Annotated in this window: 29 protein-coding genes; 18 read left to right on the forward strand and 11 right to left on the reverse strand. The window is 66.8% G+C overall.

What is annotated here, in order from left to right:
* The first annotated feature begins 2 nt into the window (after window positions 1–2).
* Together BR78_RS0111060 and BR78_RS0111065 are read left to right on the forward strand one after the other, a co-directional pair.
* A complete protein-coding gene (locus tag BR78_RS0111060; RefSeq protein WP_029936488.1) occupies window positions 3–938 on the forward strand; it encodes an alpha-E domain-containing protein in 936 nt (311 codons plus the stop codon).
* The gene (locus BR78_RS0111065) at window positions 938–1,738 is read left to right on the forward strand and encodes a transglutaminase family protein (protein WP_029936489.1); all 801 of its coding nucleotides are present in this window, start codon (window positions 938–940) and stop codon (window positions 1,736–1,738) included. Before BR78_RS0111060 ends, BR78_RS0111065 begins: the two co-directional genes overlap by 1 nt.
* A 1-nt stretch (window position 1,739) precedes the next feature.
* Here the strand turns inward: BR78_RS0111065 and BR78_RS0111070 are convergent, their stop codons facing one another.
* Entirely contained in the window at window positions 1,740–2,525 is a 786-nt protein-coding gene (locus BR78_RS0111070; protein WP_029936490.1) for an arginyltransferase, read from the reverse strand.
* A 472-nt stretch (window positions 2,526–2,997) separates the two neighbouring features.
* Window positions 2,998–4,242 carry a threonine ammonia-lyase gene (locus BR78_RS0111075; RefSeq protein WP_029936491.1) on the reverse strand — a complete coding sequence of 415 codons (1,245 nt, stop codon included), beginning with the start codon at window positions 4,240–4,242 and terminating at the stop codon, window positions 2,998–3,000.
* 60 nt (window positions 4,243–4,302) lie between these two features.
* Here BR78_RS0111075 and BR78_RS0111080 point away from each other — a divergent pair, with 60 nt between their 5' ends.
* Window positions 4,303–5,961 (forward strand): amidohydrolase, encoded by a 1,659-nt coding sequence (locus tag BR78_RS0111080; RefSeq protein WP_029936492.1) that lies wholly within the window; start codon window positions 4,303–4,305, stop codon window positions 5,959–5,961.
* A 1-nt stretch (window position 5,962) separates the two neighbouring features.
* On the forward strand, window positions 5,963–6,646 hold the full coding sequence (locus BR78_RS0111085; protein WP_029936493.1) for an HPP family protein: 684 nt from the start codon (window positions 5,963–5,965) through the stop codon (window positions 6,644–6,646).
* A 3-nt stretch (window positions 6,647–6,649) separates the two neighbouring features.
* On the opposite strand, the gene arsC is transcribed toward BR78_RS0111085, so the two are convergent.
* From arsC to BR78_RS0111115, 6 genes are all read right to left on the reverse strand, one after another.
* A complete protein-coding gene (arsC, locus tag BR78_RS0111090) occupies window positions 6,650–7,057 on the reverse strand; it encodes an arsenate reductase (glutaredoxin) (protein WP_029936494.1) in 408 nt (135 codons plus the stop codon).
* Complete coding sequence (locus tag BR78_RS0111095; protein WP_051683301.1) at window positions 7,054–7,764, reverse strand: MIP/aquaporin family protein; 711 nt, start codon at window positions 7,762–7,764, stop codon at window positions 7,054–7,056. The genes arsC and BR78_RS0111095 overlap by 4 nt, the downstream gene beginning before the upstream one ends.
* Window positions 7,716–8,057 (reverse strand): ArsR/SmtB family transcription factor, encoded by a 342-nt coding sequence (locus BR78_RS0111100; RefSeq protein ID WP_029936496.1) that lies wholly within the window; start codon window positions 8,055–8,057, stop codon window positions 7,716–7,718. Before BR78_RS0111100 ends, BR78_RS0111095 begins: the two co-directional genes overlap by 49 nt.
* On the reverse strand, window positions 8,057–8,476 hold the full coding sequence (locus BR78_RS0111105) for an ArsI/CadI family heavy metal resistance metalloenzyme (protein ID WP_029936497.1): 420 nt from the start codon (window positions 8,474–8,476) through the stop codon (window positions 8,057–8,059). The genes BR78_RS0111100 and BR78_RS0111105 overlap by 1 nt, the downstream gene beginning before the upstream one ends.
* Window positions 8,477–8,657: 181 nt before the next feature.
* Window positions 8,658–9,371, reverse strand: coding sequence for a response regulator transcription factor CtrA (gene ctrA, locus BR78_RS0111110; protein ID WP_025495731.1), 714 nt, complete (start codon window positions 9,369–9,371; stop codon window positions 8,658–8,660).
* Between the two features lie 175 nt (window positions 9,372–9,546).
* Window positions 9,547–10,461 (reverse strand): LysR family transcriptional regulator, encoded by a 915-nt coding sequence (locus BR78_RS0111115; RefSeq protein WP_025561287.1) that lies wholly within the window; start codon window positions 10,459–10,461, stop codon window positions 9,547–9,549.
* Window positions 10,462–10,683: 222 nt separating this feature from the next.
* Here BR78_RS0111115 and BR78_RS0111120 point away from each other — a divergent pair, with 222 nt between their 5' ends.
* A complete protein-coding gene (locus BR78_RS0111120) occupies window positions 10,684–11,382 on the forward strand; it encodes a pirin family protein (protein WP_025561273.1) in 699 nt (232 codons plus the stop codon).
* Between the two features lie 93 nt (window positions 11,383–11,475).
* Entirely contained in the window at window positions 11,476–12,102 is a 627-nt protein-coding gene (wrbA, locus tag BR78_RS0111125) for an NAD(P)H:quinone oxidoreductase (RefSeq protein WP_025561274.1), read from the forward strand.
* Here the strand turns inward: wrbA and BR78_RS0111130 are convergent.
* Window positions 12,033–12,836: a M15 family metallopeptidase gene (locus tag BR78_RS0111130; RefSeq protein ID WP_025561275.1), complete on the reverse strand. Its 804-nt coding sequence runs from the start codon at window positions 12,834–12,836 to the stop codon at window positions 12,033–12,035. The two genes, wrbA and BR78_RS0111130, sit on opposite strands and share 70 nt — an antisense overlap.
* Before the next feature lie 125 nt (window positions 12,837–12,961).
* Between BR78_RS0111130 and BR78_RS0111135 the strand changes: the two genes are divergently transcribed.
* The 5 genes from BR78_RS0111135 (at window position 12,962) to BR78_RS0111155 (ending at window position 15,972) form a co-directional block, all read left to right on the forward strand.
* Window positions 12,962–13,612, forward strand: coding sequence for an RluA family pseudouridine synthase (locus BR78_RS0111135; protein ID WP_029936498.1), 651 nt, complete (start codon window positions 12,962–12,964; stop codon window positions 13,610–13,612).
* Window positions 13,605–14,006: an alternative ribosome rescue aminoacyl-tRNA hydrolase ArfB gene (arfB, locus tag BR78_RS0111140; protein ID WP_029936499.1), complete on the forward strand. Its 402-nt coding sequence runs from the start codon at window positions 13,605–13,607 to the stop codon at window positions 14,004–14,006. The genes BR78_RS0111135 and arfB overlap by 8 nt, the downstream gene beginning before the upstream one ends.
* Window positions 14,006–14,479: an SRPBCC family protein gene (locus BR78_RS0111145; RefSeq protein WP_029936500.1), complete on the forward strand. Its 474-nt coding sequence runs from the start codon at window positions 14,006–14,008 to the stop codon at window positions 14,477–14,479. The genes arfB and BR78_RS0111145 overlap by 1 nt, the downstream gene beginning before the upstream one ends.
* A 9-nt stretch (window positions 14,480–14,488) precedes the next feature.
* Window positions 14,489–14,974 (forward strand): GAF domain-containing protein, encoded by a 486-nt coding sequence (locus BR78_RS0111150; RefSeq protein WP_029936501.1) that lies wholly within the window; start codon window positions 14,489–14,491, stop codon window positions 14,972–14,974.
* Window positions 14,975–15,087: 113 nt separating this feature from the next.
* Entirely contained in the window at window positions 15,088–15,972 is an 885-nt protein-coding gene (locus tag BR78_RS0111155) for an RcnB family protein (protein ID WP_051683302.1), read from the forward strand.
* Between the two features lie 193 nt (window positions 15,973–16,165).
* On the opposite strand, the gene BR78_RS0111160 is transcribed toward BR78_RS0111155, so the two are convergent.
* Both BR78_RS0111160 and BR78_RS0111165 read right to left on the reverse strand, forming a co-directional pair.
* Window positions 16,166–17,458, reverse strand: coding sequence for a M20/M25/M40 family metallo-hydrolase (locus tag BR78_RS0111160; protein WP_029936503.1), 1,293 nt, complete (start codon window positions 17,456–17,458; stop codon window positions 16,166–16,168).
* A 162-nt stretch (window positions 17,459–17,620) separates the two neighbouring features.
* Window positions 17,621–18,076, reverse strand: coding sequence for a universal stress protein (locus BR78_RS0111165; RefSeq protein WP_029936504.1), 456 nt, complete (start codon window positions 18,074–18,076; stop codon window positions 17,621–17,623).
* A gap of 172 nt (window positions 18,077–18,248) precedes the next feature.
* On the opposite strand from BR78_RS0111165, the gene BR78_RS0111170 reads away from it, so the two are divergent.
* From BR78_RS0111170 to BR78_RS0111200, 7 genes are all read left to right on the forward strand, one after another.
* A complete protein-coding gene (locus tag BR78_RS0111170) occupies window positions 18,249–19,571 on the forward strand; it encodes a pyruvate dehydrogenase complex dihydrolipoamide acetyltransferase (protein WP_029936505.1) in 1,323 nt (440 codons plus the stop codon).
* A gap of 10 nt (window positions 19,572–19,581) precedes the next feature.
* Complete coding sequence (locus BR78_RS0111175; protein ID WP_025560714.1) at window positions 19,582–19,809, forward strand: hypothetical protein; 228 nt, start codon at window positions 19,582–19,584, stop codon at window positions 19,807–19,809.
* A complete protein-coding gene (locus BR78_RS0111180; protein ID WP_025560713.1) occupies window positions 19,802–20,197 on the forward strand; it encodes an acyl-CoA thioesterase in 396 nt (131 codons plus the stop codon). The genes BR78_RS0111175 and BR78_RS0111180 overlap by 8 nt, the downstream gene beginning before the upstream one ends.
* A gap of 39 nt (window positions 20,198–20,236) precedes the next feature.
* A complete protein-coding gene (gene lpdA, locus BR78_RS0111185) occupies window positions 20,237–21,637 on the forward strand; it encodes a dihydrolipoyl dehydrogenase (RefSeq protein ID WP_025560712.1) in 1,401 nt (466 codons plus the stop codon).
* Between the two features lie 283 nt (window positions 21,638–21,920).
* Complete coding sequence (locus BR78_RS0111190) at window positions 21,921–22,598, forward strand: RBBP9/YdeN family alpha/beta hydrolase (protein WP_025560711.1); 678 nt, start codon at window positions 21,921–21,923, stop codon at window positions 22,596–22,598.
* 237 nt (window positions 22,599–22,835) lie between these two features.
* Window positions 22,836–23,222, forward strand: a complete 387-nt coding sequence (locus BR78_RS0111195; RefSeq protein ID WP_331280242.1) for a MerC domain-containing protein — start codon at window positions 22,836–22,838, stop codon at window positions 23,220–23,222.
* A 41-nt stretch (window positions 23,223–23,263) separates the two neighbouring features.
* Window positions 23,264–23,722 (forward strand): Fur family transcriptional regulator, encoded by a 459-nt coding sequence (locus tag BR78_RS0111200; RefSeq protein WP_025560708.1) that lies wholly within the window; start codon window positions 23,264–23,266, stop codon window positions 23,720–23,722.
* Window positions 23,723–23,798: the final 76 nt, after the last annotated feature.

The raw sequence follows: 23,798 nt of genomic DNA on the forward strand, positions 1-23,798 counted from the left end.
TGATGCTCTCGCGCACCGCGGCGGCGCTCTATTGGCTGGGCCGCTATGTCGAGCGCGCCGACTTCATCGCGCGGCTGGTCGAGGCGACCGTGCGGCTCGACGCACTCTCGGCACGCCCCGCAGGCGAGGCGGCATGGCAGAGTGCGCTATCGGTCACCGACACCGACGAAGCATTCGCCGCGACCGGACAGAGCTACACCCAGAGCCATGTCGCGCGCTTCCTCACGCTCGACGCCAGCCATCCCGGCTCGATCATCCGGTGCCTCGAGATGGCGCGCAACAATGCCCGTGCCGTCCGCACCGCGCTGACCCGGGAGGCATGGACCGCGATCAACCGCGCCTGGTGGCTGTTCCAGAACCGCGCCTCGACCGGCGGCGCCACCGCGACACTCAACCTCGTCGAGCAGGTCAAGGGCGAGACCCGCGGGTTCGAAGGCTCTATCCACCGGATGATGCGCAACGAGGCAACCTTCCTGATCCAGCTGGGCGCCACGGTCGAGCGCGCCGACAACACCGCGCGGCTGGTCGACGTCAAATATCATCTGTTGCTGCCCGAGGGCGAAGATGTGGGCGGCGTGGTCGATCGCGACCAATGGACGACGATCCTTCAGACCGTCTCGGCGGTCACCGCCTATCGCTGGCTCTATAGCGACGGGCTCCAGCCCGCGAACGTGATCGACCTGCTGATCAGCCGCTTCGAATTGCCGCGCAGCCTCGCCGCGTGCGTCGAGGAGACGGTGCAATTGCTCAGCCAGCTCGCCAAGCGCACCGGCCTCCAGGGCGAGGCCGATCGCATGGCGCGCGCGCGGATGGCGCGGATGCAGAAGACGCGGACCTCCGAAGTGATCGTCAGCGGGCTCCACGAATATCTCGAAGCGTTCATCCATGAGAACGCGATGCTCAACGCCGCCGTCGCGCGGCAATTCAGGTTCATTTGATGCGGATCGCGATCGACCACCGCACGCGCTATCGCTTCTCCGAGCCGCAGGCCCGGCTTGTGCAGATGCTGCGGCTGACGCCGTGCGATACGCGCGACCAGACCGTGGTGAGCTGGATGATCGGCGTCGATTGCGACGCCCGGATGCGCGACGCAATCGACGGCTTCGGCAATGCCGTGACGATGCTCTATGCCGAGGGACCGATCGAGGCGATCGACATCACCGTCACCGGCGAAGTGCTGACCAGCGACACCAACGGCGTGATCCACGGATCGATCGAGCCGCTGCCGCCGATGCTCTATCTGCGCACCACGCCGCGGACGACGCTCGGCGATGGGCTGCCTGCCTTCGCGGCGGAGAGCGTCGCAGGGGCGAGAGACACGCTCGACCGGATGCACCGACTCAACGCGGCGCTCCATGCGCGCTTTCCCTGCGTCCCCGATGCCCCCGATACCGGCCTCACCGCCGCGGAGGCGTTCGTGCGCGGCAAGGCGACCTCACGCGACGTGGCCCAGATGTTCCTCGCGGCGGCGCGCAGTCTCGAAGTCCCGGCCCGCTATATCTCGGGCTATTTCCGCAACGGCGAAGCGCACTCGGCGCCGCATGCCTGGGTGGAGGCGCATGTCGAGAAATTGGGCTGGGTCGGGTTCGATCCGGTGACGGGACTTTCCCCGGATGATTCCTATGTCCGCGTCGCGGTGGGGCTCGACGCGCTCGGCGCCGCATCGATCGCGGGCACGCGGATGGGCAATGGGGACGAAGAACTCGACGTCGACTTGCGAGTCGTCTCCGAGGAATAGATCAGGCCAGTTCGGGCATCCGCGCAGGGACCGGCGTCGAGACCGTTATGTCCTCGTCGCTGAGCAGCGACCAGCCATTGGGGCCGAGCACTTCGATCGGCCGATAGCGCGTCTTGTATGCCATCCGCTCGGAGCCCTTCACCCAATAGCCGAGATAGACATAGGGCAGGCTGGCCGCACGCGCGCGCAGGATATGATCCATGATGATGAAATTGCCGAGCCCCTGGCGGCCCGCCTCATCGGCCTCGAAGAAGCTGTAGATCATCGACAGGCCGTCGGCCTGCTGATCGGTGATGCACGCGCCCACCAGACGACCGCGGACCCCGTCGACCGAAGGCTCGCGATATTCGATCACATAGGAGCTGACCGGCGATTGCTCGACCATGTCGGCATAGTCGTTCTCGTCCATTGCCGCCATGCCGCCACCGGGGTGACGCGTCTTCAGATAGCGGTGCAGCAGATCGAACTGCTCCTCGGTCGCCCACGGCTTGCAGGCAGTGACCTCAAGATCGGAATGGCGCTTGAGCAGCTTGCGCTGGCTCGCGTTCGGCTTGAACTCGTCAGCGACCACACGCACCGAAACGCACGCCGTGCAGCCCGCGCAGCTCGGCCGATAGGCGACCGACTGGCTGCGGCGAAAGCCGATCCGGCCCAGCGCGTCGTTCAGCTCGCCGGCATGCTGGCCGGTCAGTTCGGTGAAGATCTTCCGCTCCTGCCGGCCCGGGAGATAGGGGCACGGGCTCGGGCTGGTCACGAAGAAGCGCGGGAAACGGGAAAGTGCAGTCACCGCTGAGTCGCCCTTAGTCAGGCCCATCTGGCCCTTTCAAACACGACTATGGAACGGCGGATGCATGATGAAAAGCCGCTTTACCAAGAAAGAGAGTTAACGATTAGCCATTAGGGCAAACGCGCGAAACCAAAGGCTTGCATCGTTCCGCGCCAGGACGCGAACGAGGGTCGTTAACCATGGCGGGACGCCTCGGCGACGCGCATGCGTGTCGGGCTCCCGTTCCGAAGACCGGTATATTGCCGCGCGATTCGCGTGTGAATCCCGCCGCGACTCGATTCGCCGCGCCAGCGATTCGGTTCGTCACGTCCCAGGGCGATAAAAGGCCTCTACAACCCTTTCGTCACCCCGGCCTCGTGCCGGGGTCCACCAAGCCGCACCGGAAGTATTTGCGCCTCTTGCCCGTCGCTTGATGCCCGGTGGCCCCCGGAACAAGTCCGGGGTGACGAGCAGAGAACGGGCAACAGGTGAACTAAGCCAGTTCGACCTGGCTCACTTCATATTGCGCGCGGCGCAATGCGGTCATCAGCCGGTCGAGATGATCGCGATCGCGAGTCTCGCACTCGATGTCGGTGATCAGGCCCTTGGCCGGCAGCGTCGTGAACACGCGCTGGTGATAGACCTCGATGATGTTGACGCCCTGTTCGTGGAAGATGCGCGCCACGTTGAACAGCGCGCCCGGGCGATCCTGCAGCCGGATGCGCAGTCGCGCGAGGCGGCCGGAGCGGGCGAGATCGCGCAGCAGCACATTGGCGAGCAGCCGGGTGTCGATATTGCCGCCGCACAGGATCGTGCCGACGGTCTTGCCGCGAAACCGCCCTGGCTCGGCGAGCAGCGCGGCGAGGCCCGCGGCACCCGCGCCCTCGACCACGGTCTTCTCGATCTGGAGGAGCAGGCTGACGGCTTCTTCCAGCCGCCGCTCGCTGACGAGGATGATGTCGTCGACGATCGCCTCGACCATCTTCGAAGTGATTCCGCCGGGCTCCTTGACGGCGATGCCCTCGGCTAGCGTGTCGCCCGCGCACGGCATGTCGGTGCCGTGGATGCGATTGTACATCGACGGATAGAGCTCGGCCTCGACTCCGACGACTTCGATCGCGCGGCCCTCGGACTTGGCGACGACCGCGCTTCCCGAGATCAGTCCGCCGCCGCCGATCGGAATCACGAGCGTGTCGATCTCCGGCACGTCCTCGATCATCTCGAGCGCCGCCGTCCCCTGCCCCGCGATGATCCGCGCATCGTCAAACGGATGGACGAAAGTGAAGCCCTTCTCGGCCTCGAGCTTGCGCGAATGCGCATAGGCTTCGTCGAAGGTTTCGCCGTGGAGGATGACGTTGGCGCCGTGGCTCTCCGTCTGGGTGACCTTTATCGTCGGCGTGTTGAGCGGCATCACGATCGTGCTCGGGATTCCGAGCCGTGTCGCGTGATATGCGAGGCCCTGCGCGTGATTGCCCGCCGACGCCGCGATCACGCCCCGCGACCGCGCGTCCTCGTCGAGCTGGAGCAACGTGTTGAGCGCGCCGCGCTCCTTGTACGCCGCAGTGAACTGTAGGTTCTCGAACTTGAGATAGACCGTCGCGCCGGTCAGCTCCGACAAGGTCCTGCTCACCAGGGTCGGCGTCCGCACGACCGACCCCATAATCCGTGCGGCGGCTTCGCGGACGTCGGTGATCGATACGGGGAGCGGCGCGTTCGCCGGTGCTGCTTTGGTGGCCATAGTCAGGCGGACCTAGACCATCTGGCGCGGCGGGGGAACAGGCCCTATGCGCAATCGCCTATGCCAAAGCTGCACCTGCTCGCGCGCCTGCTGGCCCCGCTCCTCGCGCTCGCCGCTCCTGTCGCCGCCCGCGCCGACGCGCTGATCGACAACGTCAACGGGATGACGCTCGACGAGAAGGGCCAGGTGGTCCGCTTCACCGGGCTGATGATCAACCGCGACGGCAAGATCAGCCTCATCCTGAAGAGCGGCGAGCGACGCCCCAAGAAAGCCGACTGGAAAGTCGACATGGGCGGCAAGACGCTGGTACCGGGCATGATCGACGCGCACGGCCATGTCATGGGCCTCGGCGCGCAGCTCGTCCGGCTCGACCTCTCCGAGACCAATTCGCTCGACGAGGCGCTCGCGAAGATCCGCACTTATGCCGCGTCGAATCCGAACAAGTGGATCCTCGGGAGCGGATGGAACCAGGAGCGCTGGAAGCTCGGCCGCTTCCCCACCGCCGCCGAGCTCGATGCCGCGGTGAGCGACCGCCCGGTCTGGCTCGAGCGCGTCGACGGCCATGCCGGCTGGGCGAACAGCCGCGCAATCGCCGCAGGCAATGTGACGGCAGCGACCAGGGACCCCAATGGCGGCCGCATCGAGCGCGCCGCCGGCAAGCCCGCCGGCGTGTTCGTCGACGGGGCGATGGACCTGATCACGAGGAACATTCCCGCCCCCACGCCGCGCGAGCAGAACGCCGCTTTCCTCGCCGCGCAGGAAAAGCTCTTCTCGCTGGGCGTCACCACCGCGGCGGACATGGGCACGACGCTGGCCGACTGGATGACGTATCGCCGGATGGGCGATCTCGGCCTGCTCAAGATGCGCATCCTCAGCTATGCCAGCGGCGTCGACACTGCGCTGGCCGTCGCGGGCCAGGGACCGACGCCCTGGCTCTATGCCGACAGGCTCCGGATGGGCGGAATCAAGATCATCGGGGACGGCGCGCTCGGCTCGCGGGGGGCGTGGCTCAAGGCCGACTATGCCGACGCGCCCGGCAACAAGGGGCTGATCTTCTTCTCGGACGATCAACTGCTCAACCTTATGATCCGCGGCTCGATGGACGGCTTCCAGATCGCGGTCCACGCGATCGGCGACCGCGCCAACCAGCAGGTGCTCGACGCGATCGAGGTCCTGTCGGAGACCTATAAGGGCGATCGCCGCTGGCGCATCGAGCATGCCCAGATCGTCGATCCCAAGGACCTGCCGCGCTTCGGCAAGTTCGGCACGATCGCGTCGATGCAGCCCGTCCACCAGACCAGCGACATGCATATGGTCGAGGCGCGGCTGGGCACGGCGCGGCTGGGCGGTGCCTATGCATGGCGCTCGATGCTGCAGAACGGATCGCGGCTCGCCTTCGGATCGGACTTCCCGGTCGAGAGCCCCGATCCCTGGGCGGGCTGGGCGACGAGCTTCACGCGGCAGGACGCCAGCGGTCAGCCCTTTGGCGGCTGGCGGCCGGAGGAAGCGGTGACGCGCGAGCAGGGCTGGGCCGGCTTCACCACTGGCGCAGCCTATGCCGGGTTCGCCGAGGACAAGATCGGCCGGATCGCGCTGGGCATGCGCGCCGACTTCCTGATCATCGATCGCGACCCCCTGCTCGCCTCGCCGGCCGACCTGCGCGCGACCAAGGTGATCGAGACCTGGGTCGGCGGCGACCGGGTCTGGCAGCGCAAATAGGATGACCGCACGGCCAAGGCGTTTCGCCCTGCTGCTGGCGGGGGCGAACTGGCGCGAGCGCAGCATCGCCGGCGCGGGCGCAGTGATCGGGATCGGATTGTGTGCGGCGATCTCGACGCTGCTGGTGCCGAGCCATGGACTTTTGCTGGCGGCACCGCTCGGCGCGTCGGCGGTCCTGCTGTTCGCGGTACCTTCCAGCCCGCTCGCCCAGCCCTGGCCGATCATTGGCGGGAACATGGTCTCGGCGCTGGTCGGCGTCGCGGTCGCCCATCTGCTGGGGAACGGGGCGCTCGCTGTAGGCGTCGCGGTCGGCGCGACGATCCTGGCGATGTCGGCGCTGCGCTGCCTGCACCCGCCCGGCGGCGGCACCGTCTTGCTGCCCGTGCTCGCCCCCGCGGTGCTGGCGCAAGGCTATGGGTTCGCGCTGCTTCCGGTCGGCCTCAACGCCGTCGCGCTCACTGCGATCGGCATCGCCTTCCACCGGGTCTCCGGCCACAGCTATCCGCACCGCCCGATGAAGATCGCCGATCGGCCGCGGCTGCTGATGGAAGACGTGGACGCCGCGCTGGCGGAGTCGGGCGAGACCTTCGACGTCAGCCGCGAGGATCTCGAGGCATTGCTCGACCGCGCCGAACGCCACGCCGAGGCCCGCCGCATCGCGACGGGCAGGCGGGCGCGTACCTAGGCGCTACGGCCGCACGACTTCGCCGTCTTCCTTCGTGAATTCGACCGGAACGCGGTCCAACAGCGACAATACGGCCTCGGACGGCCGACATAGCTTCACGCCCTTGGACGTCGCCACGATCGGCCGGTTCACCAGGATCGGGTGCGCCATCATGGCTTCGATGATCGCTTCATCGGACACCGACGGATCGAGCAAGCCGAGTTCCGCCGCTGGCGTGCCCTTCTCGCGCAGAACCTCGCGGGGCTTCACCGCCATAGCGGCTAGCAGTTCGTCAAGCTTCGCTCGCGTCCAACCGGTCTTGCGATACTCGACAACCTCCGGCGCGTATCCGGCCGCTTCGATCATCGCGAGCGCGTTACGCGAGGTACCGCAATCGGGGTTGTGATAGATCGTGATCGGGAAGGCGGTCATTGTGGGCTTTCCTCCTTCAATAGCCAGCCGAAGAACGCGATGGCCGCGAGCGCGCCGACAAGCTGCCCTGCGATGAAGACGTGAATTGACGCGGGTGCGATCCCGGCGAAGCTATTCGACAAGCTTCGGGCGATCGTCACCGCGGGGTTCGCGAAGGACGTTGAAGCCGTGAACCAATAAGCGGCGACGATGTAGAGCCCGACCGCCACGGCGGTGAACTCGGGCCGATAGCGTTGCGTGCTGAAGATCGTCCCCATCAGACCGAAGGTGGCGACGCATTCGGCGAACCCTTGCGGAAGCCCGTCGCGCGCCTTGCCCGATATCTGAAGGATCGGTTCCGCGAACATGGCGTGTGCTGCCCACACTCCTATGATCGCCCCGGCTAGCTGCGCAGCGACGTAGAGGATTGCGACACGAGCCGTCGTCTCGCGCTTCAGAAGGACGGCCAACGTCACCGCAGGGTTGAAGTGTGCGCCGGAAACGGGTCCGAACATATGGATCAGGACGATCAACCCCGCCCCGGTTGCGAGCGTGTTGCCGAGCAACGCGACCGCATCATTCCCGGCCGCAAGACGCTCGCCCATGATCCCCGAACCGACGACGATCGCAAGCAACATCGCCGTGCCGACGAACTCGGCTACGATGCGCCGCGATGGTGTCACGAACAGCAATCGGTGTCGGCAGCGAGCTCGCCAAGCGCGCCGCATATCTCGGGACGGCCTGCGCAACAGTCGGCGACAAGGAAGCCGAGGAGATCGCGCATCCCGTCATAGTCGGCCGAATAGATCACCGAACGCCCGTCGCGCCGCGATCGGATCAACCCCGCATTGCCGAGGATCGTCAGATGCGTCGAGAGCGTGTTGGGGAGCGCCCCGATTTCGCGAGCGATGTCGCCCGCCGCCATGCCCTCCGCGCCCGCGCGCACCAGCAGGCGGAACACGGCAAGGCGACTGGCGTGCGCGAGCGCCGATAGCGCCTCTACGGCTGTGGACAATTGCATCAGCAGCACGCCGACTTCGCGGACGCGACGGGGATCACTTCGTCCTCGCCATATGCGGTAGCTTCGCCGTGCGTGAAGAAGGTTTCCCAGCGAACGCCCGCGGTGTCCGTCACCCATGACTTGTCCGACTTCGCATAGCAGCACGTCGTTGCTTCCTGATCGAACGTCGTCGATCCTGCGGCCTTCAAGCGCGTGGCGAGTTCGGTGAGTTCATCGACGCTATCGACCTGGACGCCGACATGATCGATCCCGGTTGCCCGAGCCCGCGACGAAATGGCGAGATTGACGCGCGGGTCTTCAAGCATCCACTTCGCGTAGTCGTCCTTCACGACGACGGGGGAGGCGTCGAACAAGGTGCTGTAGAATGCGACCGCCTGTTCGATGTTCGGCACGCTGACGTGCATGTGAAGACGCTTCATCGTCGTATCCTCCGTTGCTTCGATATTTCGACTATTCCAGAAATATCGATTCGACAAGTGGCCAGTGCGAGGGATCGGAGATTGAGCCTTGCCTGCGTTCGCGGCCTTTCACGAAGGGCCCCGAACGCGAAAAAGCCGCGGCCCTTGCGGACCGCGGCTTCCCTGCCCCCAATGAACCGATTCAGGCGACTGCCGAAACCGGCTCCGTGATCTCGCCGCCATCGGGCTCGCGCAGCACATAGCCGCGGCCCCAGACGGTCTCGATGTAATTCTCGCCTTCGCAGGCCATGCTGAGCTTCTTGCGCAGCTTGCAGATGAAGACGTCGATGATCTTGAGCTCGGGCTCGTCCATCCCGCCATACAGGTGGTTGAGGAACATTTCCTTGGTGAGCGTGGTGCCCTTGCGGAGCGAGAGCAGCTCCAGCATCGCATATTCCTTGCCGGTCAGGTGCACGCGGGCACCGTCGACTTCGACCGTCTTGGCGTCGAGATTGACCGCCAGCTTGCCGGTGCGGATGACCGACTGGCTGTGGCCCTTCGAGCGGCGGACGACGGCGTGGATGCGCGCGACCAGCTCTTCGCGGTGGAACGGCTTGGTGACATAGTCGTCGGCGCCGAAGCCGAAGCTGCGCACCTTCGAATCCATTTCGTTGATGCCCGACAGGATCAGCACCGGCGTCTGCACGCGGGCGACGCGGACCTTCTTGAGCACGTCGTAACCGTGCATGTCCGGCAGGTTGAGATCCAGCAGGATGATGTCGTAATCATAGAGCTTGGCCAGATCCAGGCCCTCTTCGCCCAGATCCGTGGTGTAGACGTTGAACCCTTCGGTCGAGAGCATCAGCTCGATCGCCTTGGCAGTCGAAGGCTCGTCCTCGATCAGCAGCACGCGCATCGTCGGTTCCCCTGTCCCAAGCACGCGTTGTGAGCCCCTTCGGCCGACGCGTTGGACCAATTCATTAACCTAAGCACCTCTGAAGGCAAAAGGTTAATTTCTGACTAACCGGCCTTGTTCCACGAGTCGTAGGGAATCTACCTATTCGCGGACTCAAATTCGTTTCGGAGTCGAGTCATAAATGCGCTTCGCCGCAGAGTCGCTTGAGCCGATCGCTGAGGAAATCGATCAGCGCCTCGACCCGGGCCGGGCGCAAGGTTCCGGGGGGCGTGATCAGGTGCAGTCCGGAGGCACCTCCGGCCCAATCGTCGAGCACCGATTCCAGCCGCCCGGCCGCCAGTTCCTCGTCGACGAGGAAATCGGGGAGCCGCGCCACACCGAGCCCCGCACGCAACGCCGGGAGCATCGCATCGCCGCTGTCGGTGCGGATCGGGCCGTCGATCCGCACTGCCGCTTCCTCGCCGCCGGCGCGGCGGAAGCGCCACACCTCCGGGTTCGCGGTGTTGGTGTAGACGAAGCAGGCGTGGCTCGCGAGATCGGCGGGGTGGCGCGGGCGGCCCATGCGGTCGAAATAGGCCGGCGAGGCGACGATATGGCCGGTGACGGGCCCCAGCCGGCGCGCGCGGAGCGAAGAATCGGGCAATTCGGCGATGCGGACCGCGATGTCGACGCCTTCGCCGACGATGTCGACGAACGCGTCCGACAGGCGCAGGTCGATCTTGATCCCCGGATGCAGCGCCATGAACTCGGCGAGCACCGGCGCCATATGGCGGACGCCGAAGGTCAGCGGCGCCGCGACGCGCACCACGCCCACCGGCGCGCTGGCGGATTCGAATGCCGCTTCCTCGGCGGTCTGGCCTTCGGAAAGGATCCGCTGGGCGTGATCGGCGAGCGCGCGGCCGCTGTCGGTCAAGGTCAGCCGCCGCGAGGTGCGGTGGAACAGCGAGGTGCCCAGCCGCGCCTCGAGCCGGGTGATCGCCTTGGACACCGTCGCCTTGGAGACCGCCAGCGCGTCGGCCGCGCCGCTGAACGAGCGATGCTCGACCACGCTGGCGAAGATCGCCCATGCTTCGAAATCGGGTAGCTTCATCTTTCTTCTCCTCCCCTCCCTGCAAGGGAGGGGCCGGGGGTGGGTGGCGAGCGCAGCGAGCCCCTCCGCCGAACTCCGGGGCATCGAGCCCCGAAGTTCGCACCCACCCCTTACCCCTCCCTTGCAGGGAGGGGAAGATAGGGAAACGATCGGTTTCCAACGTTTCCATTTACCGCATGATCCCGCTTCCTATCTTGGCACCAACACCAAGGGAGATCAGCGATGATCGAGAAACGCTCCTTCGAAAGCCTAGGCCATGCCGACCATGGCTGGCTCAATGCCCGGCACCATTTCAGCTTCGCCGATTATTATGATCCGGCGCGCACCAACTGGGGCTCGCTCCGCGTCTGGAACGACGACGAGATCGCCGCGAACAGCGGCTTCCCGGCGCATCCGCACCAGAACATGGAGATCATCACCTATGTCCGCACCGGCGCGATCACCCATCAGGATTCGATGGGCAACAAGGGCCGCACCGGGGCCGGCGACGTCCAGGTGATGAGCGCGGGCACCGGGGTGCGCCACGCCGAGTACAATCTCGAGCCCGAGACCACGACGCTGTTCCAGATCTGGATCCTGCCGCGCGAAACCGGCGGCCAGCCGAGCTGGGGTGCCAAGCCTTTCCCCAAGGGCGATCGCTCGGGCAAGTTCGTGACGCTCGCTTCGGGCTTCGACGGCGACGACGATGCGCTGCCGATCCGGGCCAATGCCCGCGTCCTCGGCGCCACACTCAAGGCCGGCGAAAGCGTCGAGCACCAGGTCGGCGATGCGCGCCACGCCTATCTCGTCCCCGCCGTCGGCGCGATCGAGATCGACGGCCAGCGCTTCGACGCCCGCGACGGCGCGGCGCTCTCGGGCGGCCAGACCGTAACGATCAAGGCGCTCGAAGACGCCGAGATCGTGCTCGTCGACGCCGAATGACCACCCAATCGTCATCCCAGCGAAAGCTGGGATCTCATGCGGCTTGAGACCCCGGCTTTCGCCGGGGCGACGGCCTGAATTGAAGGAATTGCCATGTCCAAGATCCTGGTTCTCTATTATTCGTCCTACGGCCACCTCGCGAAGATGGCGGACGCCGTCGCCGAGGGCGCGCGCAGCACGGGCGCCGAAGTCGATGTGCGCCGCGTCCCCGAGACCGTGCCCGCCGAAGTCGCCACGGCATCGGGCTTCATTCCCGACCATAGCCACCCGGTGCTCGACGACGTCAACGAGCTCGCCAATTATGACGGCATCATCGTCGGCGCGCCGACCCGCTACGGGCGGATGTCGAGCCAGATGGCGAGCTTCTGGGATCGCGCCGGTGGCGTCTGGTACCAGGGCGCGCTCAACGGCAAGGTCGGCGGCGCCTTCACGTCGACCGCGACCCAGCATGGCGGCCAGGAAGCGACGCTCTTCTCGATCATCACCAATCTGCTCCACTTCGGCCTGACCATCGTCGGGCTCGATTATGGCTTCCAGGGCCAGATGGGCGTCGACGAGGTCAAGGGCGGATCGCCTTATGGCGCGACGACGATCTCGGACGGCGACGGCAGCCGCCTGCCGAGCGCGAGCGAGCTCGACGGCGCGCGCTATCAGGGCCGCCGCGTCGCCGAGCTGGCCAACAAGATCGCGGCCCCTGTCCGCGAGATCGAGATCGCGTAATCCCCCCTCCCTCGCGGTCTCGCGTCGGCGGCGGCTGGAACCCCGGTTCCGGCCGCCGTCTTCGTTTGCGGGCGAGCGACGGCGGGGAGCGCGGGGAAGCGCGCCTGTGCCGCTGCGAAACGCGCACGCGCCGCCTGCGCCTGCGCACCGGTATCGCTGCTCCGGCCGACCCAGCGCCAATGCCACGGCTCCCACCCCACGCCCTGTTTGTTGCCCGCGGGGAAGGAGAGCTCGAACCCGAAATCCGGTCCGCGCTTCATCAGCCATTTTCCGCCGGGGGTGAGCATGAAACATTGCTCGACTGCACGGCAGCCGGTGCCGCGCTGGGCGAAGTCGATCGCATAGCCGGTGGCGTGCTCGCTATGTCCGGGCGGGCCGGTGAACCGCGCGCGGAGCGCGGCGCCGCCGACTGAATCGCAATTGTCGGGTCCGGCGCAGAAGACGCGGCGCTGGTGCGCGATCGAGCGGAAGCACGATATCGCGCCGAGATCGATCCCTTCCGCGCGGGCAGCAGCCAGCAGGCGTTCGAGATCGTAGGTCGCCTCGCGCACCAGGATGCAGCCCGGCAAGCTAGGTACGGGCGCCAGCGAGGCCGGATCCGCCTCGCCATAAGGCAGATGGTTGAAGAGGCGCACGACGTCCGCGAGCGGAGCGGGCGCAGCTTGGGGCATCACCTCCCCGGCATGCGCGGCGGGCGGCGCGAGCAGGAGCAGAGCCAGGGCCGAAAAACGCATGCGCACCCTCACGACACTGCCGGGATGGCATCACCCTAGGAAACGCCGCACGCGTGGAAAGGATCATGCAGTCGCGCACGATTGCCGCGCTGGCGCTGGCGGCCGTGCAGTGGCATGGGCGAGGCATGTTCCAGGACCGCGTACTCTTCATCGACGGCGAAGCGATCGTGATCGACAAGCCCGCGGGCCTGCCGGTCGATCGCCCGCGCGACCGCTCGCAGAGCCTCGAGGACATGCTCGACCAGCTCACTTTCGGCTTCCAGCGCCTCCCCTTGCCCGTCCACCGGCTCGACCGCGACACCAGCGGCTGCCTGTTGCTCGCGCGCAATCCCAAGGCGCACAAGCGCTTCGGCCAGGCCTTCGAGGCGGGCACGGTGGTCAAGCGCTACCTCGCGATCCTCGACGGCGACCCCGCGGAAGACAGCGGCACGATCGACTTGCCGCTGATCAAGGTCTCGACCGAGGAGACCGGCTGGCGGATGACCGGCGACGCGAACGGCAAGCCCGCGCGCACCCGCTGGGAAGTCGTCGAGCGCGCGCGCGGCAAGGCGATGCTCGCTTTCTTCCCCGAGACCGGCCGCACCCACCAGATCCGCGTCCACGCCGCCGAGGGGCTCGGCCTGCCGATCCTCGGCGACCCGGTCTATGGCAAAGGCGGCCCCGCGGTGATGCTCCACGCCGCCGAACTCACCGTGCCCCGCGAAGGCAAGCCCGACATCCATGCCGAGGCGCCGCTGCCGGTGCGCTTCCACAATATGGGCTTCGGCCGTGGCTGAGTTGCCGGAGGAGGCGATCGTCGAGGAAAAGTTCCTCGCCGCCTCGGGGCCCGGCGGGCAGAACGTCAACAAGGTCGCCACCGCGGTCCAGCTGCGCGTCAACGTCTTCGCGCTCGGCCTGCCGCCTTATGCCTATCAGCAGCTCAAGACCCTCGCCGGCACCAGGATGACGGCGGCGGGCGAGCTGGTGATCACCGCGCGGAAATTCCGCACGCAGGACGCCAACCGCAGCGATGCGCGCGAGCGCGTGGCGGAACTGATCGACAAGGCGCTCGAACGCCAGACGCGGCGCGTGAAGACCAAGCCGAGCAGGGCCGCCAGGGCGCGGCGCGTCGACACCAAAAAGGGCCGCAGCGAAGTGAAGGCCGGCCGCGGCAAGGTGAGGCTCGACTGATGGCCGGGCGCACGGATCGGGCCGTTCGCACGATCGCCGCGCCGCGCGACGCGATCTACCGGGCGCTGGTCGATCCCGAACTGCTGCTCCATTGGCTGCCGCCCGAGGGCATGACCGGCCGGTTCGAAGCGTTCGATGCGCGTCCGGGCGGGCGCTATCGGATGATCCTGCGCTATCCCGACGCGAGCGCGGGCAAGGCAGGCGGCGGCGAGGATGTCGTGGAGGGCCGCTTCGTGTCCTTCACCCCCGGCGTGCAGATCGTCCAGGCCGCCGATTTCGAATCCGACGATCCCGCTTTCACCGGCACGATGACGATCGACTGGATGCTCCGCGACGCGCCGGGCGGCACCGAGGTCCTGGTCGAATGCCGCGACGTGCCTTCGGGCATTTCGGCCGAGGACCATGCCGCCGGTCTCGCCTCCTCGCTCGAAAACCTCGCTGCGCTGCTGGAAGAGCCCGGCGCGAACGCCTAGCTAGGCGCCATGTACGACTTCACCATCGCCGCCGGCAGCAAATCCGAACTCTATCGCGACCTTGCCGCCGCGCTCGATTCGCTCACCGCCGACGAGCCCGATGCCATCGCCAACATGGCCAATGTCTCCGCGCTGATCGGCCAGTATCTTCCCGACCTGAACTGGTCCGGCTTCTATCGAAACGTGAACGACGAGCTCGTCCTCGGCCCGTTCCAGGGCAAGGCCGCGTGCATCCGCATCCCGTTCGGCAAGGGCGTGTGCGGCGCCGCCGCGGCGACTCGCGAGACCCAGCTCGTCGAGGATGTCCATGCCTTTCCGGGGCACATCGCCTGCGACGCCGCCAGCCGCTCGGAACTGGTGGTGCCGATCGTCCACCAGGGCGAACTGCTCGGCGTGCTCGATCTCGACAGCCCGCTGCCTGCCCGCTTCGACGCCGGGGACGCCGCGGGCTGCGAGGCGCTGATGCGGATTCTGGCTCCACGAATCTCAGGATGAAACGCTGCCCCGCATTGGGACAGGTTTGAGCCGCACCCGCGATTTCGTGCGCGCGCCGTAACGGTTACTTCTTCGTAAAGCGCGGCAGAGGGCGCTGGCACGAAGGAGTGAGCATGGTACGCGGCACTTGGTTGGCAGCAGCGGTGATCGTCGGAGTCGCGGGGGCGACGCCCGCCGCCGCGCAGCGCGTCTGGCAGGACGGCCGCTGGGTCGTGATGCCGCGGACGTCGGCGCCGATGGTGATGCGCACCAATCCGCACCGCTGGGCGATGCGCGACGGGCGCTGGGATGCGGGCTATCGCGCGCCGGGCGGCTGGAACGCCTATCGCCGGCTCCATCGCGGCGGCAGGCTCCCCGGCTATTGGATGGGCGCCGATTTCCGCGTCCACGACTATCTGAGCTTCGGTCTCGCCGCGCCGCCCCCGGGCTATTCGTGGGTGCGCTATTATGACGACGCCGTGCTGGTCGATCGCGACGGCGGCGTCTGGGATTCGCGCGACGGCATTTCGTGGGGCGGCGCAGTCGCCATGGCGAGCGCCGACGCAGGCTATGCGCGCGCCGACAGCCGCGCCGGCGCGGGCTATCCGCCGCCGCGGATCGAGCCGGTCGATCCCGACGATTATTATGACGACGGCGGATATGACGACGGCCCTCCGCCGCCGCCTTATGACGCGCCGCCGCCGCCGCGCCGGCACGACGAACCCGGCCGCTATCATGGCCCATACCCAGGGGGGTATGCACCACCGGTGGCCCTGCCGCCGGTGGTGCAGATGGCCCCGTCCTGCGTGCAGGTCTGCGGCGGCTGGCAAGGCGGCTATAACGGCATGACGTGGCAGAACGGCGCCTGGGTCGGCAATTATGGCGCGGGGACGACCGTCGTGGTCATCCCCGGCGCGACGACCACGACCACCACGGTCACCGAATATGTGACCAAATCGTACCGCCGCGCGCCTTCCAAGCGCGTGTGGCGCAAGGTGCGGCCGCGCTGCGGCTGCTGAGCTGGCGTCAAAGCATATCGACATTCGACTTTCCCCCTCCCTGCAAGGGAGGGGTTAGGGGTGGGTAAGAAAAGGCCGGGCTCGATGCCCGGCCTTTTCTTTATTCCACGCAGCTCGATGGGCGCCCCCAGTCTTCGCCGGGGTCGCACCCACCCCCTACCCCTCCCTTGCAGGGAGGGGAGATGCCGAGAGCCTAGTGCCGGGCGCGGCCGCCGAAGGTCACCAGGCTTTCGGAGCCGCCCGCGGCCAGCGCCGAGACGCCGACGAAATTATCGTCGACGATCACGTCCTTGAGGACCGTCTCGCTGCCGGTGACGTCGACATGCCGCTGCCAGTCCTGCGCGTCGGCGCGGCGCCAATGAACCCGGTAGCGTGACGCGCCGGGCACCGGCTCCCATTTGACCGACGTGTCGCTCGCCAGCGCGCCGCCGATCGTCACGCTCGCCGGTGCCGCGGGCGCACTGGCTAACCGGCGGATCGTCGCGACGTTGATCGCCGTCACCTTGGCGAGATAGCCGAAATCCATCCGGTCGACGGTGTCGCCATAGACCCGGCCGCCTTCGGTGCGCAGGTCCTGATGCTGCGCGTCGTAATTCTCGACGCCCACGGTGAAGCGCACTGCCGGATAACCGAGCTTGAGGAACGGGGTATGGTCCCCGCCGCGGCCGAACCGGTCCGGCCGGCGCACCAGCACGACGTCCAGCCCGCCCGACAGCTTGCCTGCCACGTCATCCGCCGCCTTGGCCAGCGCGCGCGAAGGGCCGTCGTCCTCGCCCCCTTCGGCGCGGCGGGCGAACTGGTCGTCGAGCGACTCGACCTGACGGATACCTTCGGAGAAGACCCGCACCCGGTCCGCCACCCGCGCGCCGCTCTGCCCGATCGTATTGCCGACGATGTCGTTGTTGAGCACCGCGCTGACCGTCCAGCCGCGCTCCTTCGCGGTCTCGGCGAGCAATTGCCCGCCGAACAGCCCCTGCTCCTCGCCCGAAAGCGCGGCATAGACGATCGTCGCGTCGAACTTCTCCTTCGACAGGATCCGCGCCGCCTCGAGCACCAAAGCGACGCCCGAGGCATCGTCATTGGCGCCGGGCGCGTCCGAAGTCGCGTTCATCGGATCGGTCACGCGGCTGTCGATATGCCCCATCACGATGACCACGCGCTTCGCATTCCTGCCGGGCTGGAAACCGAGCACGTCGACCACCTCGACTCCGTTCGGCGCGCGATCATTGGTGAAGGTCCGCGCGAGGTTCGCCGTCTCGATACAGCCGCCGCATGCCTCGCCGATCCGCGAAAGCTCGGTCGCGAACCAGCGCCGCGCCGCGCCGATGCCGCGCGTTGGGTGATCGGTCACGGAGAGGGTGTGGCGTGTGCCGAAGCCGACCAGCTTCTCGACGCTAGCCTTCAGCCGGGCCGGATCGGGCTGTTCCTGCGCATGGGCGGCAGGGATAGCGAGCAGGGTCAGCGGTGCGAGAGCAGGGATGCGCATGTCGGAGAAGTGACGCGCCCAGGGTGGCGGGTCAATCGCCTCCTAACCGTCACCCCGGCCTTGGGCCGGGGTCCACCACGCGGCAGAGGAAAGACAGGCGGCTCCAGACCAACATATGCGGCACGGTGGACCCCGGCCCAAGGCCGGGGTGACGAACTGGCCTCAGCTCAACCGGTCGATCGCCGCCACATCCAGCGAGCCCGGGATGATCATCACCGGCACGCTCAGCGTCCCCGCATCGGCGCCGGTGAAGTGCGACACCAAAGTTCCCGGCGGGCCGCTCGCCGCCGCGCCCAGCACCAATGCCGCGATCTCGCCGTTCGCCGCGATCATCTCGCGCACCACCTTGGCGCCGTCGCCCTCGCGCACGGTGATCGAAGGCTTGATTCCCGATTCGGTGAACAAAGTCCCCGCCGCGCGCGTCACCAGCGCCTCGACGCGCTGCCGATTCTCTTCCTCGATCGTCGCCATCACGCCGCCCCATTGGACGAACTCCTGAGCCGCGGTGAGCGCGAGGATCTCGACATTGCCGCCGGTCTTGACTGCGCGCCGCGCGGCGAAGCGCAATGCGATCTCGGATTCGGGGCTTTCGTCGATCACCACCAGATATGTGCGCATGATGCATTCCCCTGCCGCGCTTCGCGGCCATCCTTTCGGCGCCTCGCGCGTTGAGGCTTTCCCTCAGGTGCCGTGCGATTGCGTCCTGCGCAAGCCCAAGGTCTTGACCGATGCGGTGGCGGCGGCAAAGGGGGGGCGAGCCTTACCCCAGGGACCAACGACGGGAACCTCCATGTCGATCGAAATCAAGATGCCTGCGCTTTCCCCCACGATGGAGGAGGGCACCCTCGCCAAATGGCTGGTGAAGGAAGGCGACACGGTGAAGTCCGGCGACCTCCTTGCCGAGATCGAGACCGACAAGGCGACGATGGAGTTCGAAGCCGTCGATGAAGGCGTGATCGGCAAGATCACCGTCCCCGAGGGCACCGACAATGTGAAGGTCGGCACCGTGATCGCCGTGATGGCCGGCGAAGGCGAGGATGCTTCGGCGCCTGCGCCGACTCCGGCACCCGCACCCACAGCCAAGACGGAAGCGGCGCCTGCTCCGGCGCCCGCCGCGGCTCCGACACCCGCCCCGGCGCCTGCAGCCGCTCCTGCACCTGCACCCGCCAAGGCCAATGGCGCCGCGCAGGACGGTGCCCGCGTCAAGGCGAGCCCGCTCGCCAGGCGCATCGCCGCCGAGAAGGGCGTCGATCTCGCTGCGCTGAGCGGTTCGGGCCCCAACGGCCGCATCGTCAAGGCAGATCTCGAAGGCGCGAAGCCAGGCACTGCGCCGGCTGCCCAGCCTGCGGTCACTGCCGCAACCTCGCCCGCGCCGGCCGCCGCTGCGCCCGCCGAGCACAAGCCGGTCTGGTACGACGAGAGCATTCCGCACGAGGAAGAGAAGCTCTCAAACATCCGCAAGACGATCGCGCGCCGCCTCACCGAGTCGAAACAGACCGTCCCGCACATCTATCTCACCGTCGACATCCGCCTCGATGCGCTGCTCAAGCTGCGCGCCGATCTCAACAAGTCGCTCGAAGCGCGCGGCGTGAAGCTCTCGGTCAACGACCTGCTGATCAAGGCGCTCGGCGTCGCGCTGATCCAGACGCCCAAGTGCAACGTCACCTACACCGGCGACAAATTGATCAAGTACAGCCGCGCCGACGTCTCGGTCGCGGTCTCGACCCCGACCGGCCTGATCACGCCGATCATCCGCGACGCGGCGGGAATCAGCGTTTCGGCGATCTCGACCCAGATGAAGGACCTCGCGAGCCGCGCCAAGGAAGGCAAGCTCAAGCCCGAGGAATATCAGGGCGGCACCGCCTCGATCTCCAACATGGGCATGTTCGGGATCACGCAGTTCGATGCAGTGATCAATCCGCCGCAGGGCATGATCATGGCGATCGGCGCGGGCGAGAAGCGCCCGTACATCATCGATGATGCGCTCGGCATCGCCACGGTGATGAGCGCGACCGGCAGCTTCGATCACCGCGCGATCGACGGGGCCGACGGCGCTGAGCTGATGAAGACGTTCAAGGCGCTCGTCGAATCGCCGCTGGGCATGATCGCCTGAGGCGGCCGCGGTGCGCGTCCTCATCGAAGTGGTCCATATCGCGATCGGCCTGATCGCGGCGGCGCTGATCGCCTGGGCCTCGGCATGGTCCTATCCGCGCGCCACCGGCGACATCTGGCTGGTCACCTTCGTCGCGATGGCATTGGTGGTGCTGATGGGGATCGGCCCGATCCGCCGCGCCTACGCGATCGATCGCGCCAAGCTGGACCGCAAGCCGGAGGAAACCGTGAATGGCTGACGGCCCGCCGCAGCAGCAACCGGCGATCCGCGTCAGCACGATGCCGGCGGACGCCAATGCCTATGGCGACATTTTCGGCGGCTGGCTGATGGGCCAGATGGATCTCGCCGCCGGCCTGGTCGCGGCGCGCCATGCGCGCGGGCGCGCCGTCACCGTCGCGGTGGAGGGCATGAAGTTCCACGCGCCGGTTGCAGTGGGCGACGAAGTCTCGGTGTTCGCCGACATCGTCAGGGTGGGCCGCACGTCGATGACGATCGACGTCCAGTCCTGGCGCCGCGCCCGCCATTCCGAGGAAAGCTGCCTCGTCACTCAGGCCCAGTTCGTGTTCGTCGCGGTCGATGAGCACAAGCGGCCGCGCCCGATCGAGGCGGCTGGAACCATTTCCTGAACACCCTATCTCGCCAACGACAGAACAAGGCGCACGCACATGGCTGAATCCTACGACCTCATCGTCCTCGGCTCGGGACCCGGCGGCTATGTCGCCGCGATCCGCGCGGCGCAGCTGGGCTTGAAGACCGCGATCGTCGAGCGCGAATTGCTCGGCGGCATCTGCCTCAACTGGGGCTGCATCCCCACCAAGGCCCTGCTCCGCTCGGCCGAGATCTTCCACTATATGCAGCACGCCAAGGATTACGGCCTTGCCGCGGAGAAGATCAGCGCGGACATCGAGGCGGTGGTCAAGCGCTCGCGCGGCGTGGCGAAGCAGCTCAATCAGGGTGTCACGCACCTGATGAAGAAGAACAAGATCGCCGTGCATTTCGGCGAGGGCAAGCTGACCGGCAAGGGCAAGCTCTCGGTCACCGACAAGGACGGCAAGAAGACCGATCTCGAGGCGAAGAACATCATCCTCGCCACCGGCGCGCGCGCGCGGGATCTCCCCAATCTTCCCGCCGACGGCAAGCGCGTCTGGACCTATCGCCACGCGATGACGCCGCCCGAGATGCCGAGCAAGCTGCTGGTCATCGGCTCGGGCGCGATCGGCATCGAATTCGCTAGCTTTTACAACGACATGGGCGCCGAAGTGACCGTGGTCGAGATGCTCGACCGCATCGTCCCCGTCGAAGACGCCGACGTCTCGACCTTCCTGGAGAAAGCCCTCAGGAAGCAGGGCATGAACATCCTCACAAGCGCAAAGATCGATAAGATCGAAGCTGATACGAATGGCGTGAAGGCGACGATCACCGGCAAGGACGGCAAGGCGATCAACGGCGAATACAGCCATGTCATCGTCGCGATCGGCATCGTCCCGAACACCGAGAATATCGGCCTGAAGGAACTGGGCGTCGCGATGGACGATCGCGGCTTCCTCAAGACCGATCCGGCCTGCAAGACCAATGTCGACGGCCTCTACGCGATCGGCGACATCACCGCGCCGCCCTGGCTCGCGCACAAGGCGAGCCATGAGGGCGTGATCGCCGCCGAGGCGATCGCCGGCAAGCATCCGCACGCGATGGACCCGCGCAACATCCCGGGCTGCACTTATTGCCACCCGCAGATCGCCAGCGTCGGCCTCACCGAGGCCAAGGCGAAGGAGGCGGGTTACGAGGTCAAGGTCGGCAATTTCCCCTTCATCGGCAACGGCAAGGCGATCGCGCTGGGCGAGGCCGAAGGCTTTGTGAAGACGGTGTTCGACGCGAAGACCGGCGAGCTGCTCGGCGCGCACATGATCGGCGCCGAGGTTACCGAGCTGATCCAGGGCTACACCATCGGCAAGACGCTCGAGACCACCGAGGCCGAGCTGATGGAGACGGTCTTCCCGCACCCGACGCTGAGCGAAATGATGCACGAGAGCGTGCTCGCCGCCTATGGGCGCGTGCTGCATATTTGATTCGAAGCGCGAGTGTGGCCTGATGGAGGCTGCGCCCGCCTCTCCTCAGGACGTCACCCCGGACTTGTTCCGGGGTCCACCGCGCATCCGATCGAATAGCTAGAGCTTCGCAGGTTCCCGCTCGCGGCACCGTGGACCCCGGAACAAGTCCGGGGTGACGGAGTAATTTGCGCAGGTTTCGGATCGCCGCAAACCGGCGACAACCTGGCGCACACACTATTGCCTACTAATTTGATGGGATATATATCGGCGATCCGGCCTCCCTCCCTATGGAGTGGAATATATGTCCATCTTTTCGCCTCTCGACGAAACTTCGCCGATCATCCTCACCGTCCCCGGGCTCGGCGGCTCGGGCCCCTCGCACTGGCAGACCCTGTGGGAGCAATCGCGCCCCGACACACACCGGGTCGAGCTCGGCATGTGGGATACGCCCCATCGCAACACCTGGGTGACCAAGCTCGACCAGGCGATCCGTCAAGCCCAGGCGCCGGTGGTGCTCGCCGCGCACAGCCTCGGCTGCCTGGCGGTCGCATGGTGGGCCGAACTGGCCGGTCAGCCGTTCGGCTGGCCCGTCGCCGGTGCGCTGCTGGTCGCCCCGGCCGATGTCGATCGGGATAATGTGCGGCCCGAACTCGCCGCCTTCCACCCGACGCCTTCCAAACCCCTTCCCTTCCCCTCGATCGTAGTGGCGAGCAGCGATGATCCGTGGATCGCGCCCGAAAAGGCCCGCGAGCTCGCCGGGGGCTGGGGTAGCCACTTCGTCGACGCGGGTCCGCAGGGACACCTCAACGCCGCCAGCGGCATCGGCTGGTGGGAAGAGGGGCAGAGCTTGCTCGATCGCGTGCTCGACGCCGCGTCGGATCGCACGGGCAAGGTGCGTTCGGCCAACGAAGCCCGTTCGCTGCTGGCGGTGAGCGCCACCGATGCGGCACAGGCGCATTATTACGGGCAGCGCGCATGAACCGGCCAGCCGGCCCGACAATTTTCCGTACCGGCGGATGCCGGGGTGGAAAACGCGCCGTATCGTCCTACATAGGGTGATAGCGGGCGTGGCCGGGTGACGTGCCCTAGAGCGTCACCCGGCCTACCCGCACCGCGCAAGCCATCTTCCCACACCCCGCCGACCACTCTTTGCCGCGCGCAACGGCCTGCCGCATGATATGTTGTACCTTTACCTGTTCGGGCCTATATGACGGCCATGCCGGTGAGTCTCCCGCTATCCCGCTATTGGGGCGGTATCGATGCGCGTCTCGATCGAATCGCGATGGGGATCAGTGGTCTGTGCCTGGTGCACTGCGTCGCGACCACCGTCCTGCTGACGCTTCTTTCCTCCGCCGGCGCGCTGGTCCATCCGGCAATCCACGAAATCGGCCTCACCCTCGCGATCGGCTTCGGCATCATCGCGCTGGGCAAGGGCATTCTCTCGCACGGCTATATGGCCCCGGCCCTGGTCGGCGCTTTCGGGATCGGCATCATGGCGGGCGCGCTGTCGCTCCCGCATGGCGGGTTCGAGATCTTCTGGACACTGATCGGCGTGAGCCTCGTCGCGCTCGGCCACGACCTCAACCGCCGCGCAACCTACTGAGTCAGCTTGCCGCGGGGCATCCGCATCCCTAAATCCAGGCAATGCCCGCGCACGATCATCATGAGCATCACGGCAGCGACCTGACCCGAGTCGCGCAGACCACGCTCGAGAAATCGGGCGAGCAATGGACGGCGATGCGCGAGCGCGTGTTCGAGGCGCTGGCCGGCTTCGACAAGCCCGCTTCGGCCTATGACATCGCCGAGGCGGTCTCGAAGGCCGAGGGCCGCCGCGTCGCCGCGAACAGCGTCTATCGCATCCTCGATTTGTTCGTCGGTTCGAACCTCGCCCGGCGAGTCGAGAGCGCGAACGCCTATATGGCGAATACCCATCCCGACTGCCTGCACGACTGCATCTTTCTGGTTTGCGACAATTGCGGGCAGACCACGCATATCGACGACGACACGATCACCAAGACCGTGCGCGCCGCGGCCAAGGATACCGGCTTTTCGCCAGTGCGCCCGGTGATCGAAGTTCGCGGGAAATGTTCCGACTGCGAATAGCTCTGCACGGAAACTGCACGACTTTTCAGCGATTCGAGCGTTCGACTTAGGCGAAGCACTCGCGTAAGGGACTGTC

It is taken from the genome of Sphingomonas sp. UNC305MFCol5.2, assembly GCF_000712135.1.
Lineage (GTDB): Bacteria > Pseudomonadota > Alphaproteobacteria > Sphingomonadales > Sphingomonadaceae > Sphingomonas.

What these genes read in the sequence shown, in the direction of transcription:
- BR78_RS0111060 (WP_029936488.1), top strand. Translation starts at nt 3, where the DNA reads ATGCTCTCGCGCACCGCGGCGGCGCTCTATTGGCTGGGCCGCTATGTC.
- BR78_RS0111065 (WP_029936489.1), top strand. Translation starts at nt 938, where the DNA reads ATGCGGATCGCGATCGACCACCGCACGCGCTATCGCTTCTCCGAGCCG.
- BR78_RS0111075 (WP_029936491.1), bottom strand. Translation starts at nt 4,242, where the DNA reads ATGGCCACCAAAGCAGCACCGGCGAACGCGCCGCTCCCCGTATCGATC.
- BR78_RS0111080 (WP_029936492.1), top strand. Translation starts at nt 4,303, where the DNA reads ATGCCAAAGCTGCACCTGCTCGCGCGCCTGCTGGCCCCGCTCCTCGCG.
- BR78_RS0111085 (WP_029936493.1), top strand. Translation starts at nt 5,963, where the DNA reads ATGACCGCACGGCCAAGGCGTTTCGCCCTGCTGCTGGCGGGGGCGAAC.
- arsC (WP_029936494.1), bottom strand. Translation starts at nt 7,057, where the DNA reads ATGACCGCCTTCCCGATCACGATCTATCACAACCCCGATTGCGGTACC.
- BR78_RS0111095 (WP_051683301.1), bottom strand. Translation starts at nt 7,764, where the DNA reads ATGCGGCGCGCTTGGCGAGCTCGCTGCCGACACCGATTGCTGTTCGTG.
- BR78_RS0111100 (WP_029936496.1), bottom strand. Translation starts at nt 8,057, where the DNA reads ATGCAATTGTCCACAGCCGTAGAGGCGCTATCGGCGCTCGCGCACGCC.
- BR78_RS0111105 (WP_029936497.1), bottom strand. Translation starts at nt 8,476, where the DNA reads ATGAAGCGTCTTCACATGCACGTCAGCGTGCCGAACATCGAACAGGCG.
- ctrA (WP_025495731.1), bottom strand. Translation starts at nt 9,371, where the DNA reads ATGCGCGTGCTGCTGATCGAGGACGAGCCTTCGACTGCCAAGGCGATC.
- BR78_RS0111115 (WP_025561287.1), bottom strand. Translation starts at nt 10,461, where the DNA reads ATGAAGCTACCCGATTTCGAAGCATGGGCGATCTTCGCCAGCGTGGTC.
- BR78_RS0111120 (WP_025561273.1), top strand. Translation starts at nt 10,684, where the DNA reads ATGATCGAGAAACGCTCCTTCGAAAGCCTAGGCCATGCCGACCATGGC.
- wrbA (WP_025561274.1), top strand. Translation starts at nt 11,476, where the DNA reads ATGTCCAAGATCCTGGTTCTCTATTATTCGTCCTACGGCCACCTCGCG.
- BR78_RS0111130 (WP_025561275.1), bottom strand. Translation starts at nt 12,836, where the DNA reads ATGCGTTTTTCGGCCCTGGCTCTGCTCCTGCTCGCGCCGCCCGCCGCG.
- BR78_RS0111135 (WP_029936498.1), top strand. Translation starts at nt 12,962, where the DNA reads ATGTTCCAGGACCGCGTACTCTTCATCGACGGCGAAGCGATCGTGATC.
- BR78_RS0111145 (WP_029936500.1), top strand. Translation starts at nt 14,006, where the DNA reads ATGGCCGGGCGCACGGATCGGGCCGTTCGCACGATCGCCGCGCCGCGC.
- BR78_RS0111150 (WP_029936501.1), top strand. Translation starts at nt 14,489, where the DNA reads ATGTACGACTTCACCATCGCCGCCGGCAGCAAATCCGAACTCTATCGC.
- BR78_RS0111155 (WP_051683302.1), top strand. Translation starts at nt 15,088, where the DNA reads ATGGTACGCGGCACTTGGTTGGCAGCAGCGGTGATCGTCGGAGTCGCG.
- BR78_RS0111160 (WP_029936503.1), bottom strand. Translation starts at nt 17,458, where the DNA reads ATGCGCATCCCTGCTCTCGCACCGCTGACCCTGCTCGCTATCCCTGCC.
- BR78_RS0111165 (WP_029936504.1), bottom strand. Translation starts at nt 18,076, where the DNA reads ATGCGCACATATCTGGTGGTGATCGACGAAAGCCCCGAATCCGAGATC.
- BR78_RS0111170 (WP_029936505.1), top strand. Translation starts at nt 18,249, where the DNA reads ATGTCGATCGAAATCAAGATGCCTGCGCTTTCCCCCACGATGGAGGAG.
- BR78_RS0111180 (WP_025560713.1), top strand. Translation starts at nt 19,802, where the DNA reads ATGGCTGACGGCCCGCCGCAGCAGCAACCGGCGATCCGCGTCAGCACG.
- lpdA (WP_025560712.1), top strand. Translation starts at nt 20,237, where the DNA reads ATGGCTGAATCCTACGACCTCATCGTCCTCGGCTCGGGACCCGGCGGC.
- BR78_RS0111190 (WP_025560711.1), top strand. Translation starts at nt 21,921, where the DNA reads ATGTCCATCTTTTCGCCTCTCGACGAAACTTCGCCGATCATCCTCACC.
- BR78_RS0111195 (WP_331280242.1), top strand. Translation starts at nt 22,836, where the DNA reads ATGCCGGTGAGTCTCCCGCTATCCCGCTATTGGGGCGGTATCGATGCG.
- BR78_RS0111200 (WP_025560708.1), top strand. Translation starts at nt 23,264, where the DNA reads ATGCCCGCGCACGATCATCATGAGCATCACGGCAGCGACCTGACCCGA.